Source organism: Microbacterium sp. (assembly GCF_031988965.1).
In the GTDB taxonomy this organism is placed as follows: domain Bacteria; phylum Actinomycetota; class Actinomycetes; order Actinomycetales; family Microbacteriaceae; genus Microbacterium.
The window spans coordinates 1-14015 of record NZ_DALZXX010000078.1; the positions used below are offsets into that span (position 1 = coordinate 1).

The following is a 14015-nucleotide window of genomic DNA, read 5'->3' on the forward strand; positions in this document are numbered from 1 at the left end:
TGACGATCTCGTCGAGGAAGTCGTCGACCTCGTCGGGGTCGAAGCCGTCCTTGAAGCGGACGTGCTGGAACTGCTTGGTGACGACGTCATCCGGGGTAAGTGCCATGGTGGCTCCTTCGATGAGTTCGGTTGCCAGTTTCGAGAATGGCGTGGTCGAGATGTGGCGCGAACCCGGGGCGCGCACCTGGGAGCCAAGCATAGTCCCCGAGTCTGATCGTTGCGACGGCGCGACACTCGAGCGCGCCGAAGTCACAGCGATGTCAGAAGAAGATGCCGACGATGTTCATGAGGATCAGCACGATGAGGATCGTGATGGAGAACCCGAAATCGAGGGAGATCGAACCGATGCGCAACGGCGGGATGATCCGACGGAAGAACCGGACCGGCGGATCGGTGATCGTGTAGACCACCTCAGCGGCGACGAGCCCTGCACCCTTGGGACGCCATTCCCGATTGAACATCGGGATGTAGTCGAGGATGAGCCGCGCGAACAGCACCAGAAGATACACCAGGAGCATCAGGTGGATGATGCTCGCGATGACGGAGACGACCCCCACGGGTTACGAGTGGTCGAAGCCCGCAGACTCGGCGTCTGCGTGTGCGATGCCCCCGTGACCGGAGACCGCGATGTTCTCCGGCGACAGCAGGAAGACCTTCGAGGTGACGCGCTCGATGCGGCCGTACAGGCCGAGCGAGAGACCGCTCGCGAAGTCGATCAGACGACGCGCGTCGGCGTCGCTCATCTGGGACAGGTTGATGATGACCGGCACGCCCTCACGGAAGCTCTCGGCGATGAGCTGAGCATCGCGGTACTGCTTCGGGTGCACGGTGAGGATCTCGTTCACTGCCCCTCCTGCGGGCTGACGCACGGCGACGGGACGACGCAGCGGGGTGACGGGAGCCGGAGCCGGCTCTTCGCGGTCTCGGTCACGGTCACGCTGCTGAGCGCGGGCCGGAGCCTGCGTCTCCTCCTCGTAGACCTCTTCCTCGTCTGCGAGGCCGAGATACACCATGGTCTTCTTCAGTGGGTTACCCATCGTGTCCTCCGGTTCGAACGTTTCGGGCGGGTCTGTTCACAGGTTAACCCCGGTCGGGGCGGGGGCCTGTGATTGCGGAGCCGATCCGCAGGTGTGTCGCGCCGGCGGCGATCGCCTCGGCGAAGTCACCGGTCATTCCCGCAGAGATCCAGTCCGCGGCGGGGTCGACCGTGCGGACGTCGTCTGCGATCGCGCGCAGGCGCTCGAACGCCGACGCGGGTTCTTCGTCGAGTGGGGCGACCGCCATGACCCCCCGCAGTCGGAGCGAGGTCAGCTCGAGGATGTGCTCGGCGAGTCGACGCGCGTCGCCGGGCGCGACCCCGCCGCGGCCCTGGTCATCCGTGAGATTCACCTGCACGAGCACGTCCAGGAGGTCGTCGCTGTCGGCCGCACGGTGCAGCGCATCCGCCAGCCGCTCGCGATCCACCGAGTGGACCGCTTCTGCACTGCGACGGATCGCCGCGGCCTTGTTGGTCTGCGCCTGCCCGATGAAGTGCCAGCGCACGTCGTCGAGGGACGTGAGCTCGTCGCGCTTCGCGGACAGCTCCTGCTGGCGGTTCTCCCCCACGTCGCGCACGCCCAGAGCGTGCAGCTCCGTCACGAGCGCGGCGGGGTGGAACTTGGTGACGACGATCCTGGTCAGATCCTCGGGATCACGCCCCGCGGCACGCGCGGCGTCGGCGATGCGCAGATCGATCGCCGACAGCCGCGCGGCCAGGTCACTCACTTGAGGAATTCGGGGATGTCGATGTCGTCGTCGGCGAAGGCCGGCTCGATGCTCGTCTGCGTCGCGCGCTGCTGGACGGGCTCCGGGTCGCGCTTCTCGGCCGCCGGTGCGGTCTCCTCGTCGCTCGGCAGAGCGACCTCGGGCAGCGTGGCCGCAGCCGCAGGCCGGTTGACGACCATCGGGTCGAGACGGAGAGTCGGCTCACCGCTGTCGAATCCGGCCGCGATCACGGTCACGCGCACCTCGTCGCCGAGGGTGTCGTCGATGACCGTACCGAAGATGATGTTCGCCTCGGGGTGCGCGGCCTCCTTGACGAGGTCGGCGGCGTCGTGGATCTCGAAGATCCCGAGGTTGGAGCCACCCTGGATCGAGAGCAGCACGCCGTGCGCGCCCTCGATGCTGGCTTCGAGCAGCGGCGACTCGACCGCGAGCTCAGCGGCCTTGATCGCCCGATCGGCGCCGCGCGCGGAACCGATGCCCATGAGCGCGGAGCCTGCGCCCTGCATGACCGACTTGACGTCGGCGAAGTCGAGGTTGATCAGACCCGGCGTCGTGATGAGGTCCGTGATGCCCTGGACACCGGCGAGCAGCACCTGGTCGGCGGTCGCGAAGGCCTCGATCATCGAGATGCCACGGTCGCTGATCTCGAGCAGACGGTCGTTCGGCACCACGATGAGGGTGTCGACCTCTTCCTTCAGCTTCGAGACGCCGGCTTCGGCCTGACTCTGGCGACGACGCCCCTCGAACGAGAACGGCTTGGTCACGACGCCGATGGTCAGCGCGCCGATCGACTTGGCGATCCGTGCCACGACAGGTGCACCACCGGTACCCGTGCCGCCACCCTCTCCGGCGGTGACGAAGACCATGTCTGCGCCGGTCAGCGCCTGCTCGATTTCCTCCGCGTGATCCTCTGCCGCGCGGCGACCCACCTCGGGGTCGGCGCCGGCGCCGAGGCCGCGGGTGAGCTCGCGCCCGACGTCGAGCTTGACGTCGGCGTCGCTCATGAGCAGCGCCTGGGCGTCCGTGTTGACAGCGATGAACTCGACTCCGCGGAGACCGAGCTCGATCATGCGGTTGACGGCGTTGACGCCGCCACCGCCGACGCCGACGACCTTGATCACGGCGAGGTAGTTCTGGTTCTGGCTCATGGCCGGCCTCCGAATAATCGAGCCTGTTGTATGTGTGCGGGAAACCGTGGGGTTGAACCTTAAACCTCAACTAGAGGTGTAAAGTATTTCCCGGTATTGGTTTCTCTTGTTCGAAGGTAAGCGCCGCGCCTGCGCGCGCACGCAGCGACACGGGCGTGTCGCCCGTTTGCCGTCGAAACCTCAGCCGATGACGACCGCGTGCGGCGATGTGACGTCGATCGACGAGGCGTCGGGCTTCGCGATGAGCGCCTTCGCGAGCGCCTCGCTCTTCAGAGGCGAGTTCTCGGAGCTGCCCCACACGACGACGAGCCCCGAGCTCACGGTCAGCGTGACGTCGTCGCGTGTCGACGCCCGCACGCCCGTGAGCCCCGCCCGCACATCGGCGGGAAGCGAGCGGATGACGAGGCCGGCGCTCTCGAAGGCGTCCGAATCGGTGCCGCCTTCGATCTCGAGCAGCGGCTGCCCCGCCGGCTGGTCGGAGGTCGTCGACAGCGCGACGCCTGCCGCATCGACGAGTGTGTAGCCGGCATCCGACCGGATCACGCCCACCGGCGTGCGCTCGACGATGCGCACGGTGAGGTCGTGCGGAGGCTTCGCTTCGAGAGAGTACGTCTCGATCAGTGGGAAGGTCAGGAGAGCCGCCTTGACCTCGCTCGCGTCGACCAGGGCGAGTGGAGTGCCGACCTGCCCCGAGAGGGCGCCCTCCACCGCCGCAGGGTCGAGGGTGGAGGCGCCGACGACCGTGATCCGCTCGACCGCGAACAGAGGACTGTAGGCCGCCGCAGCGCTGCCGCCGACGAGCAGCACCACTGCGCCGATCGCACTCAGCCAGATGATGCGACGTCGGCGGGATCGCTGGGTGAATCGGCGGATCTCGGCGCGCAGCGCCTTTCTCCTCGCCCGCGCGGCACGCCAGACGTCCATGCTCGACGTCGGGCGATCGACGGCATCCGTCCCCGAGTCATCGAGGTTCGGGGCGTCGTCACCGTTCGCGATCCGACCCGACGCAGGGTCACCGGCCGGTCCGCGCGCACGCCCGCGCGTGCGGGAGGCATCGCGGGCTTCTCCCCCGGTGACGCCCTCGGGCACGACCGGCGGCGGAGGTGGGCGACGCATCGACTACGCCTCGGTGGACCGCAGCGACTCGAGCACCTGCGGGATGATCTGGTACACGTTGCCGCAGCCCAGGGTGACCACGAAGTCACCCTCTCGAGCGACGGCGGCGGTGTAGTCGGCAGCCTGCTGCCAGTCGGCCACGAAATGCACGTTGTCCTGATCACGGAAGGCCCCGCTGACGAGCTCACCCGTGACACCGGGCACCGGATCCTCACGAGCGCCGTACACATCGAGCATCACGGTGTGATCGGCGAACTCCTCGAGCACATCGGCGAACTCCTGGAACATGTGCTGCGTGCGCGAGTAGGTGTGCGGCTGCTGGATGGCGATGATGCGGCCGCCCCCGGCGATGGAGCGCATGGCTTCGAGCGCCGCGCGCACCTCGGTGGGGTGGTGGGAGTAGTCGTCGTAGACCGTGACGCCGCGTTCCACGCCGTGCTGCTCGAGGCGACGCACGGTACCCGCGAATCCCTCGACGGCGCGCGCGGACTCCTCGAGACCGTGCCCCAGCGAGAGGAGCACGGTGATGGCGCCCGCGGCGTTGATCGCGTTGTGCACGCCCGGCACGGCGAGCTGCAGTCGCACGCTCTCGTCGCCGCGGGTGACGGTCGCGGCGACGGGGCCTGCCGCGATGACATCCGTCACACGCACGTCCGCCCCCTCGGCCTGTCCGAAGGTGATCACGTTCGGGTGGGACAGCCCCGCACCGACGCGCAGCGCGCCCGGGTCGTCACTGGAGATCACGACGGCCTCGGATGCCGCATCGGCGAATCGCACGAACGCGTCGTGGAAAGCCTCATCGGACCCGTAGTGATCGAGGTGGTCGGGGTCGACGTTCGTGATCAGAGCGACAGCCGTGTCATAGAGCAGGAAGGTGCCGTCGGACTCGTCGGCCTCGATCACGAAGAGGTCGCCGGTACCGGTGGCACTCGACACACCCAGCTGCTCGATCACGCCGCCGTTGACGAAGTTCGGATCCGCATCCAGCGCCTGCAGCGCGGTGACGATCATCCCGGTCGAGGTCGTCTTGCCGTGCGCACCGGCGACCGACACCAGGCGACGCGACCCGATCAGCCAGTGCAGCGCCTGCGAACGGTGGATGACGTGCAGACCACGTTCCTTGGCGAGGAGGAACTCGGGATTCTCCGGCCAGATGGCACCCGTGTGGACGACTGTGTCGGCATCGCCCAGGTGGGCGGCGTCGTGACCGACGTGCACGGTGGCACCGGCGGCGGCGAGAGCACGGAGGTTGTCGCTGTCGGCGCGGTCGCTTCCGGAGACGCGGATCCCCGCGTCGAGGAACATCTTCGCGAGCCCGCTCATGCCGGATCCGCCGATTCCGATGAAGTGCGCGGCGGTGATCGACTCGGGGATCGGAAGGGAGAGGTCAGGTCTGATCATGTCGGGTTCAGTCTACTTTTCGCTGGGGACGTTTCGTCGTGGAGATGAGGTCGACGACGGTGTCGGGATGACGCGTCAGGATGACGCGAGAGCGCGATCGACGAGGGCGATGACGTTGTCGGTACCCGTGCGGGTGCCGACCTTCTCGGCGGCCTCCGCCATGGACGCGATGCGCTGCGGGTCTTTCAGGAGCGGGATGACGAGGCGACGCACCGCGTCGCCGTCGAACGATGCGTCGTCGAGCAGCCTCGCCGCTCCCGCCGCGACAGCGGACGCCGCGTTCAGACGCTGTTCGCCGTTGCCGACCGAGTAGGGCACGTAGAGGGCGGGCAGCCCCAGCGCGCTGATCTCGCTGACGGTCGCGGCCCCCGAACGCGAGACGATCAGGTCGGCGACGGCGAACGCCAGGTCCATCCGATCGACGTAGCGTCGCAGTGCGTAGCCGGGAACCTCCGGATCCGCCAGCTCGCTCCGCTCCCCGGTGACATGCAGCAGCTGCCAGTCGGCCGCGAGCACATCGGCCCACGAATCGGCCAGAGCCTCGTTCAGCCGCTGAGCCCCCAGCGACCCGCCGAAGACCAGCAGCACGGGACGCGCGGGATCGAGACCGAAGTAGGCCGCCGCCTCATCTCGCACGGCGGCCCGGTCGAGTTCGATGACCTCACGCCGCAGCGGCATCCCGACGACTTCTCCGCCCCTCAGCCTGGTCCCCTCGAAGGCGACACCGGTGGCTGCCGCACGCCGTGCGCCGAGGACGTTCGCGAGTCCCGGCTTGGCGTTCGCCTCGTGCACGACGAAAGGGATGCCCTCCCGGCGTGCGGCGATGTATGCGGGGGCGGAGGCGTAGCCTCCGAAGCCGACCACGACCTCGACGCCGTGTGCGCGGATGTGATCGCGCACCTGGGCGATCGCGCGGCGGAAGCGACCGGGGAACGCCGCGGCCTGGCCGTTCGGTCGACGGGGGAACGGCACCTTGTCGACGATGAGCAGCTCGTAGCCGCGCTCGGGAACGAGACGGGACTCGAGCCCTTCGGCGGTGCCGAGGACCAGCACCGTCGCTTGCGGGTCGCGGGATCCCCCGCCGGCGAGAAGGTACGTGGTCACCGTGTGACCTTACCCCGCCCTGCCGAGGACGCCCGCCCAGCCGAGGACGCCCGCCCGGCCGAGGATGCGCGCGCGGCCGCCCGCGCCTCGGGCACGGGAAGCGTCCGTGCGAAGGCCAGGAGGACACCGCATGCGATGAGGACGGCGAGAAGCGCGGTGCCGCCCTGCGACATGAACGGCAGAGGCACGCCCATGACCGGGAAGACGCCGATCACGACGCCGATGTTGAGCACGGCCTGACCGGTGATCCAGACCGTGATGCCGCCGGCCGCGACACGGATGAAGGGATCGGCGGTCTTGCGGATGACATGGAACGCGCCGACCGTGAAGAGGGTGAACAGGGCGAGCACGACGATGCAGCCGATCAGGCCGAGCTCCTCCCCCACGATCGCGAAGATGAAGTCGTTGCCCGCAGCGGGAAGCCACCCGTACTTCTCCTGGGAGTTGCCGAGGCCCACCCCGAAGATCCCGCCCGAGGCCATGCCCCAGACGCCGTGGATCGATTGATAGCAGTCACCGGTGTAGGCCGACATGTCCGAGCACGTGGCCGTGATGCGACGCATCCGGTCGGGACTCGTCACGGCCAGAGCGATGACCGCCGCGATGCCGAGGAGAACGGGGAGGATGAAGAGACGGAGCTTCACGCCCGAGAAGAAGAGGCAGCCCAGCAGGACCAGCACGAGAACCATCGCGGTGCCGAGGTCCTTGCCGGCGAGCACGGTCCCGATCGCCAGGGCGCCGACCGGCACGACGGGGATGAACACCTGATGCCACGTGCCGAGCATGGTGCGCTTGCGCATGAGCACGTAGCCGATCCAGACGGCCAGCGCCAGCTTCAGGAACTCGGAGGGCTGGAGGGTGAATCCGGCGATCTTGATCCAGTTGCGGTTACCGCCGTCCTCGATGCCGAGGGGGGTGAACACGAGCAGCTGGAGCGCGATGGCTCCGAACAGCGCCGGCCACGCCATCCTCTTGAGGAAGGTGATGGGCGCACGCGAGATGAGGAACATGAGCGGGATGCCGAGGACCGCGAAGATGCCCTGACGCAGAGCACCGTCCATCGGGTTCTCTCCGCGCGAGACGGCCGTCGCACTGGTCGCGGACAGCACCATCACGAGTCCGAAGATCGTCAGCATCAGTGCCGCCGAGGCGATCATCAGGAACTCGGTGGAGACGGGGGTGAACCGACGCCCGAGCGAGACCCTGGCGGCGAGGCCGCGACCTGAGCCCTCGGACTCAGAGCGAGGGGGGCGTGCGATCTGCGTCATCGGCGCTCCCCCGGTCTATCCAGTCCCGCACCGCTTCGGCGAAACGGTGTCCGCGATCCGCGTAGCTGGAGAACTGATCGAAGGATGCCGCGGCGGGAGCCAGGAGCACTGTTCCCTCACCGTCGACGATCCCCGCCGCGATCTCCACGACACGGTTCATGACCTGTCCAGTTTCGCCAGCATCCACCTCGAACACCGGCACCGTCGGCGCGTGTCGCTCGAATGCCGCGACGACGTCGCCACGCTCGATCCCGATGACGACGGCGGCTCTCGCGGTCGTGCCGACCGTGGCGACGAGATCCGCGATGTCGACACCCTTGAGGTCTCCGCCGACGACCCAGACGGATCCGGGGTACGCACGCAGAGACGAGGCGGCCGCGTGCGGGTTGGTGGCCTTGGAGTCGTCGATCCAGGTGATGCCGCGGTGGCGGGCGATGACCTGGATGCGATGCGCGTCGAGCCGGAAGTCCTGCAGCGCCGACCGGATCGCCTCGGGTTCGATGCCGAGCGACCGGGCGAGAGCACTGGCCGCGAGGATGTTCTGGACGATGTGCGGAGCGGCGAGACCCGCCTCCTGCAGATCGGCGACCGTCGTGAGTTCGAGCGCGCTGCGTGCGCGGTCATCGAGGAAGGCCCGATCGACGAGCAGTCCCTCGACGACTCCGAGGTCACTGGGGCCCGGGGTGCCGAGGTCGAAGCCGATCGCACGCGCACCATCGACCACCTCGGCGTCCTCGACCATGCGACGCGTGGCCTCGTCCGCCTTGTTGTAGACGCACGCGACACGGGTGTTGCGGTAGACCAGCGCCTTGGCGTCACGGTACGCAGCCGCGCTTCCGTGCCAGACCAGGTGGTCGTCGGCGAGATTGAGGCAGACCGAGGCGTACGGCGACAGCTCTCCCTCGGGCCGCGAGAGGCCGAGGTACCAGAGCTGGTGGCTGGACAGCTCGACCACGAAGACGTCGAAACCGGCGGGGTCTCGGACCGCGTCGAGCACCGGCACGCCGATGTTGCCGCAGGGTGCCGCCCGAAGGCCGCCGGCGACGAGCAGCGAAGCCGTCAGCTGGGTGGTCGTGGTCTTGCCGTTAGTGCCCGTGATGAGAACCCAGTCGGCGGGCGTGCCGTCGGGGCGGACGACCTTGTCGCGGACTCGCCAGGCGAGCTCGACGTCGCCCCAGAGCGCGATGCCTTCGTCCTGCGCCCATCGGATCACCGGATGCGACGGCGAGAAACCGGGAGACGCGATGACGACCTCGGGCGCGAAATCGATCAGTGCCGCGGGAACGGTCTGGAGCGTGCCGAGCTCGAGACGTGCGCCGATCACCGGAAGGAGCCGGGCGTATTCCTCCTCGGCGGACTCGCTGAGCACCAGCACGTCGGCACCGAGTTCGGTGAGTGTGTCGGCGACCGAGAACCCCGTCATCGACAGCCCCAGCACGGCGACCCGCAGGCCGGACCAGTCCGCGTTCCAGCTCGTCAGCGTCGACAGTCGCGACGCGGCCGACGACGTCGACTCAGCCGACACGGGTCAGCCACTCGACGTAGAACAGACCGACCGCAGAGACGGCGAGCAGGCCGGCGATGATCCACATGCGCACGACGATCGTGACCTCCGACCACCCGCGCATCTCGAGGTGGTGGTGGAAGGGGCTCATCAGGAACAGACGCTTGCCGCGTGTGATCTTGAAGTAGGCGCGCTGCAGGATGACCGACCCGGAGGCGAGCACGAAGACGCCGGCGATCACGAAGAGGAGCAGCTCGGTGCGGGTCAGGATCGCCATCGCGGTGATGACGCCGCCGATGGCCATCGAGCCCACGTCGCCCATGAAGACCTTGGCCTTCGGTGCATTCCACCAGAGGAATCCGATGAGGCTCGCGCCGAAGGATGCCGCGATGATCGCGAGGCTGAACGGATCGCGCACCTCGTAGCATCCGGTGATCGCCGTCGTGTCGACGCCCTCGCCGACGCAGGACTGCTTGAACTGCCAGAAGGCGATCAGGCTGTAGGCGCTGACGACGAGCACACCGGCACCGGCCGCGAGGCCGTCGAGACCGTCGGTGAGGTTCACGCTGTTCGAGGTCGCGACACCGATCACCGAGATCCACAGCAGGTAGAGGGCCCAGCCGAGGATCGCGGTGAAGGCGAACAGGTTGAGCCAGGGGATGTCGCGGAACAGCGAGATGGATCCGGACGCCGGCGTCTGATCGAACTGATTCGGGAAGTTCAGCGCGACGATCCCGAACGGGATGATGACGATCAGCTGGCCGATGACCTTGCGCCACCCGGAGAGCCCGAGACTGCGCTGGCTGCGGACCTTCATGTAGTCGTCGATGAAGCCGACCACGCCGAAGCCCACCATGAGCCAGATCACCAGCAGCGCCGAGAGCGCGGGGGTCCCTCCGCCGACGAAGACTCCGGTGAAGTAGCCGACCATCGTGCCGACGATGAAGATCACGCCGCCCATCGTCGGGGTTCCGCGCTTCGCCTCGTGGCTCGGATTCTCGATCGCCTCGGGCGTGCGGATGACCTGCCCCCAGCCCCACTTGCGGAAGAGCCGCAGGAAGACGGGAGTCAGGAAGAGTGTGAAGGCGAGCGAGATGGCCGCCGCCATGATGAGTGACCTCACGAGAACAATTCTCCCAGACGATCGCCGAGATGCCGGAGGCCCACGGAGTTGGAGGACTTCACGAGCACGCGATCGCCGTCGCGGAGCTCGCCGCGGAGATACTCGAACGCCGCGTCCTGGTCGGGGAAGAAGACGGCCTCGCTGTCCCAGGACCCCTCGCCGATCGCCGAGATGAAGAGTCTGCGGGCCTCCGGCCCGACCACCACGATGCGCTGGATGTTGAGTCGGACCGCGAGCAGCCCGATGCGATCGTGTTCTTCGCCCGCGGTCTCGCCCAGCTCGCTCATCGCGCCGAGCACGGCGACCGTGCGCTCGTCGGGGCCCGTGATCTGGGCGAGGGTGCGCAGAGCGGCCGCCATCGAGTCGGGGCTCGCGTTGTAGGCGTCGTTGATGATGCGTACGCGGTCGCTTCCCAGGGGCTGCATGCGCCAGCGCTCGGCGATCTCGACGGTCTCGAGGCGAGCGATGGCATCGGCGGCGGACACCCCGAGCACGCCCGCCGTCGCGATCGCGGCGAGGGCGTTGTTCACATGGTGAGCGCCGAGCACGCACAGCCGGAGGGGAAGCTGCTCTCCGCCGGTCTCGATCACGCAGGACGTTCCGGATGCGGTGACCTCGAGGTCGCGAGCGCGCACATCTGCGGCATCGCTCTGGCCGAAGCCGACCACGGTCATGCCGCGGGACTCGGCCAGCCCGCGCATCGCGGAGACGCGGGGGTCGTCGACGTTGAGCACGGCCGTTCCGCTCGCGATCGCGGCGGATACGAGTTCGGACTTGGCCTTCGCCGTCGCCTCGATACCTCCGAACCCGCCGGCGTGGGCCATGCCGACCATGAGGACGACGGCGACGTCGGGCTCGACGAGTCCGGCGAGACGTGCGATGCTGCCCGGCGCGTCCGCACCGAACTCGCTGACGAGGAAACGCGTGCCGTGGGTGACGCGGAGCATCGTGACGGGCGCACCGACCTCGTTGTTGTACGAGGCGATGGGAGAGACCGTCTCCCCCTCGTCGGAGAGGATGCGGGCCAGGAAGTTCTTGGTCGTCGTCTTGCCGTTCGAGCCCGTGATGCCGACGATCTTGAGCGCGCCGCCGGCGCGCACGCGCGCGACGACCTCGCGGGCGAGATCGGCGAGGGCTGCGACGGCATCGGGGACGATGATCTGTGTGATCTCGTCGTCGACCGGATGCTCGACGATCGCGAGCGCCGCACCCGCGTCGAGCGCGGCACCGACGAAACGATGTCCGTCGGTCTCCGCGCCCGGCTTGGCGACGAAGATCGACCCCGGCGCCATCTTCCGCGAGTCGGTGTCCACGACACCGTCGACGACGGTCTCCGCGGTGGCGGGTCCGGCGAGCCTGAGTTCACCCCCGAGGACGGCGGCGATCTCAGCAAGCGACAGGGCGATCATGACGTCTCCAGGCGCGGAAGCGCCGACTATTCGAACTTGGGAAGCAGCGCGTCCATCGGAGTGGAGGATGGCATCACGCGATAGGTCTTCATGGTCTGGGTCATCGCCTTCTGGAAGGCCGGGGCGGTAGCAGCAGACGATGTAATTCTAGTCGGCTCGTCGAGTGTCACCACGACGACGTACTGCGGGTCGTCGACCGGCGCGAAGCCCACCATGCTGGTGTAGTAGATGCCCTGCTTGTACCCGCCGTTGCCGTCCGGCACCTGCGCAGTACCGGTCTTGCTGGTGACGCGATAGCCCGGGACCTCGATGCGCTCGGCGTTGCCGCCCTGCACAGCGACGTTCTCGAGCATCCGCGTGAGGTCGGCGGCCGTCTGCGGCGCGATGATCTGGTTGCGCTCCGGAGCCTCAGGCGTCACGACGGTGCCGTCGGCGGCCGTGCACGACTCGATGAGAGAGAGGTCGATCTTCTCGCCGCCGTTCGCGATGGCCTGATACGCGCCGGCCACCTGAGGAGCCGTGACGGTGAAGTACTGACCGAAAGTCGTGGTGTACAGCGACTGGTTGTCCCAGTCGGCGGTCGGGTGCAGTTCGCCGCCCTGCTCGTTCGGGAAGCCGACTGTCGTCTGGCCGACCCCGAAACGCTGCAGGTAGTCGTAGCGCACGTCGGGGCTCACCATCGTGCCGAACTTCGACAGAGCCACGTTGGACGAGTCGATCAGCGCGCCCGCCAGGGTGTACTGGAAGGCCGGGTGCACGAACGCGTCGTTGATGACGGCGCCGTTCTCGAACTTCTCGTGCGATGCGGCGGTCACGGTCGGGCTGGACATCGTCACGCCGGCGTTCTCCATCACGGCAGCGGCCGTGACGGCCTTGAACGTCGACCCCGGCTCGAAGGTGCGGGAGAACAGCATGCTTCCCCATGTCTCGGAGCCTGAGGCGTCGAGGTCGTTGGGATCCATGGTCGGCCACTCCGCGGCCGCACGGATCTTGCCGGTCTTCACCTCGACGACGGTCACGGTGCCGCCCTTGGCGCCCTGCGCCTGGGCCTCTTCCGCGATCATCTGCTGCATGTACCACTGCAGGTCGCTGTTGATCGTCAGCTGCACGGCGCCGCCGTCGATCGCGTCGACCCGGGTCTCGCTGCCCGGGATGATCACGCCGTCCTTGCCCGTGCGGTAGCTCTCCTCGCCGTCGGTGGGGGCCAGGCACTGGCTGTCCATCTTCTCGATGCCCGCCTGCGCCTCCCCCTCGCCGTCCAGGTAGCCGATCACGTTGCCGGCGACGGCACCGTTCGGGTACACGCGCGTCTCCCGCGCGGTGAAGTGCATGTAGGGCAGCCCCTGCGCCTTGAGGTCCTTGAGCTCGATGTGCTGCTCGGTGCTGAGCCCCTTCTTGACCTGATACCAGCGCGAATCGGGATCGGCGGCATGCTGGGACTCGACCTCGGTGCGCAGGGTCTCCGGGTCGAGACCGGTGATCCCTGCGATACGCTGCGCGGCCTCGGCCCAGGGGATCTCGGGCGGGTTCTTCTCGTCGTCCTCGAGGAGGAAGACCACCTGCGGGTCGATGCTCCAGTCGTAGACGGTGACGCTCTCGGCGAGAACGGTCCCACCGGCGTCGACGATCGATCCGCGCTGCCCCGGAAGGGGGGTCCCCACCGAGATGTACTTGAGCGATTCGCTGACGTGCTCATCGGCCTTGACGACCTGGATGTCGATCAGACGCACGACGAACGCGGCGAGGATCGCGAGGATCACTGCCAGCGCGACGACCGTGCGTCGCCGGGGGCTCCGGGTTGCTCGTGTCGTCATGGACTGTCTCCGTCAGTTCGTGATGGTCGTGGATGTGTCAGCGGGTCGTCGGGCTCGGAAGTCCGTCGGTGATGGCGGGCGGCAGCTCCTGCGCGGGCGGGAGCGCGGCGTCCGCCGCGTCGCCGTCATCGCCCGTGGTCGGAGCGACCACCGGGTTCTGCAGCAGGGCGTTGCTCACCGCCCCGGCACCGTTGGGGTTGATCGTCGACACTCCCCCCGCACCGGTGACGGCGCCGAACACGGCGCCGTCGCTGAGTCGGAGATAGGAGGGCGATCCGGCGACGATCATCCCGAGTCCCGCCGCGCTGGTGGCGAGCGACTGCGGCGAGCTCATCCCCGTCAGATCCTCCTGAAGAGCATCCGT

General features: G+C 68.1%; 13 protein-coding genes and 1 pseudogene. All 14 read right to left on the reverse strand.

All coding sequences use genetic code 11. The annotated features are described in order from the left end of the window. Positions 1–106, reverse strand: a 106-nt coding sequence (locus RTM68_RS12395) for a DivIVA domain-containing protein (protein ID WP_312171348.1), incomplete at its 3' end; no start/stop codon positions are given. Positions 107–260: 154 nt separating this feature from the next. Continuing rightward, entirely contained in the window at positions 261–557 is a 297-nt protein-coding gene (locus RTM68_RS12400) for a YggT family protein (RefSeq protein WP_194763434.1), read from the reverse strand. Positions 558–560: 3 nt separating this feature from the next. After that, positions 561–1037: a cell division protein SepF gene (locus tag RTM68_RS12405; protein ID WP_312171322.1), complete on the reverse strand. Its 477-nt coding sequence runs from the start codon at positions 1035–1037 to the stop codon at positions 561–563. A gap of 43 nt (positions 1038–1080) precedes the next feature. Continuing rightward, a complete protein-coding gene (locus RTM68_RS12410; RefSeq protein ID WP_312171323.1) occupies positions 1081–1764 on the reverse strand; it encodes a YggS family pyridoxal phosphate-dependent enzyme in 684 nt (227 codons plus the stop codon). Next, entirely contained in the window at positions 1761–2912 is a 1152-nt protein-coding gene (ftsZ, locus tag RTM68_RS12415) for a cell division protein FtsZ (protein WP_312171326.1), read from the reverse strand. The genes RTM68_RS12410 and ftsZ overlap by 4 nt, the downstream gene beginning before the upstream one ends. A gap of 180 nt (positions 2913–3092) precedes the next feature. After that, positions 3093–4028: an FtsQ-type POTRA domain-containing protein gene (locus RTM68_RS12420; RefSeq protein WP_312171329.1), complete on the reverse strand. Its 936-nt coding sequence runs from the start codon at positions 4026–4028 to the stop codon at positions 3093–3095. Between the two features lie 3 nt (positions 4029–4031). Further along, complete coding sequence (gene murC / locus RTM68_RS12425) at positions 4032–5429, reverse strand: UDP-N-acetylmuramate--L-alanine ligase (protein WP_312171330.1); 1398 nt, start codon at positions 5427–5429, stop codon at positions 4032–4034. 75 nt (positions 5430–5504) lie between these two features. Then, the gene (locus tag RTM68_RS12430) at positions 5505–6533 is read right to left on the reverse strand and encodes a UDP-N-acetylglucosamine--N-acetylmuramyl-(pentapeptide) pyrophosphoryl-undecaprenol N-acetylglucosamine transferase (RefSeq protein ID WP_312171332.1); all 1029 of its coding nucleotides are present in this window, start codon (positions 6531–6533) and stop codon (positions 5505–5507) included. Next, entirely contained in the window at positions 6530–7801 is a 1272-nt protein-coding gene (gene ftsW / locus RTM68_RS12435; protein WP_312171334.1) for a putative lipid II flippase FtsW, read from the reverse strand. The genes RTM68_RS12430 and ftsW overlap by 4 nt, the downstream gene beginning before the upstream one ends. Next, positions 7770–9326: a UDP-N-acetylmuramoyl-L-alanine--D-glutamate ligase gene (murD, locus tag RTM68_RS12440; protein WP_312171336.1), complete on the reverse strand. Its 1557-nt coding sequence runs from the start codon at positions 9324–9326 to the stop codon at positions 7770–7772. The genes ftsW and murD overlap by 32 nt, the downstream gene beginning before the upstream one ends. Continuing rightward, the gene (gene mraY, locus RTM68_RS12445) at positions 9316–10428 is read right to left on the reverse strand and encodes a phospho-N-acetylmuramoyl-pentapeptide-transferase (protein ID WP_312171338.1); all 1113 of its coding nucleotides are present in this window, start codon (positions 10426–10428) and stop codon (positions 9316–9318) included. Before mraY ends, murD begins: the two co-directional genes overlap by 11 nt. Further along, complete coding sequence (murF, locus tag RTM68_RS12450) at positions 10425–11837, reverse strand: UDP-N-acetylmuramoyl-tripeptide--D-alanyl-D-alanine ligase (protein WP_312171341.1); 1413 nt, start codon at positions 11835–11837, stop codon at positions 10425–10427. The genes mraY and murF overlap by 4 nt, the downstream gene beginning before the upstream one ends. A gap of 26 nt (positions 11838–11863) precedes the next feature. After that, complete coding sequence (locus RTM68_RS12455; RefSeq protein WP_312171345.1) at positions 11864–13651, reverse strand: penicillin-binding protein 2; 1788 nt, start codon at positions 13649–13651, stop codon at positions 11864–11866. Positions 13652–13688: 37 nt separating this feature from the next. Continuing rightward, positions 13689–14015: pseudogene (locus tag RTM68_RS12460) on the reverse strand (hypothetical protein); the annotation flags it as partial.

Excerpts from the sequence above, each read along its gene's own strand:
- RTM68_RS12405 (WP_312171322.1), bottom strand. The coding sequence starts at position 1,037 with ATGGGTAACCCACTGAAGAAGACCATGGTGTATCTCGGCCTCGCAGAC.
- ftsZ (WP_312171326.1), bottom strand. The coding sequence starts at position 2,912 with ATGAGCCAGAACCAGAACTACCTCGCCGTGATCAAGGTCGTCGGCGTC.
- RTM68_RS12420 (WP_312171329.1), bottom strand. The coding sequence starts at position 4,028 with ATGCGTCGCCCACCTCCGCCGCCGGTCGTGCCCGAGGGCGTCACCGGG.
- murC (WP_312171330.1), bottom strand. The coding sequence starts at position 5,429 with ATGATCAGACCTGACCTCTCCCTTCCGATCCCCGAGTCGATCACCGCC.
- ftsW (WP_312171334.1), bottom strand. The coding sequence starts at position 7,801 with ATGACGCAGATCGCACGCCCCCCTCGCTCTGAGTCCGAGGGCTCAGGT.
- murF (WP_312171341.1), bottom strand. The coding sequence starts at position 11,837 with ATGATCGCCCTGTCGCTTGCTGAGATCGCCGCCGTCCTCGGGGGTGAA.
- RTM68_RS12455 (WP_312171345.1), bottom strand. The coding sequence starts at position 13,651 with ATGACGACACGAGCAACCCGGAGCCCCCGGCGACGCACGGTCGTCGCG.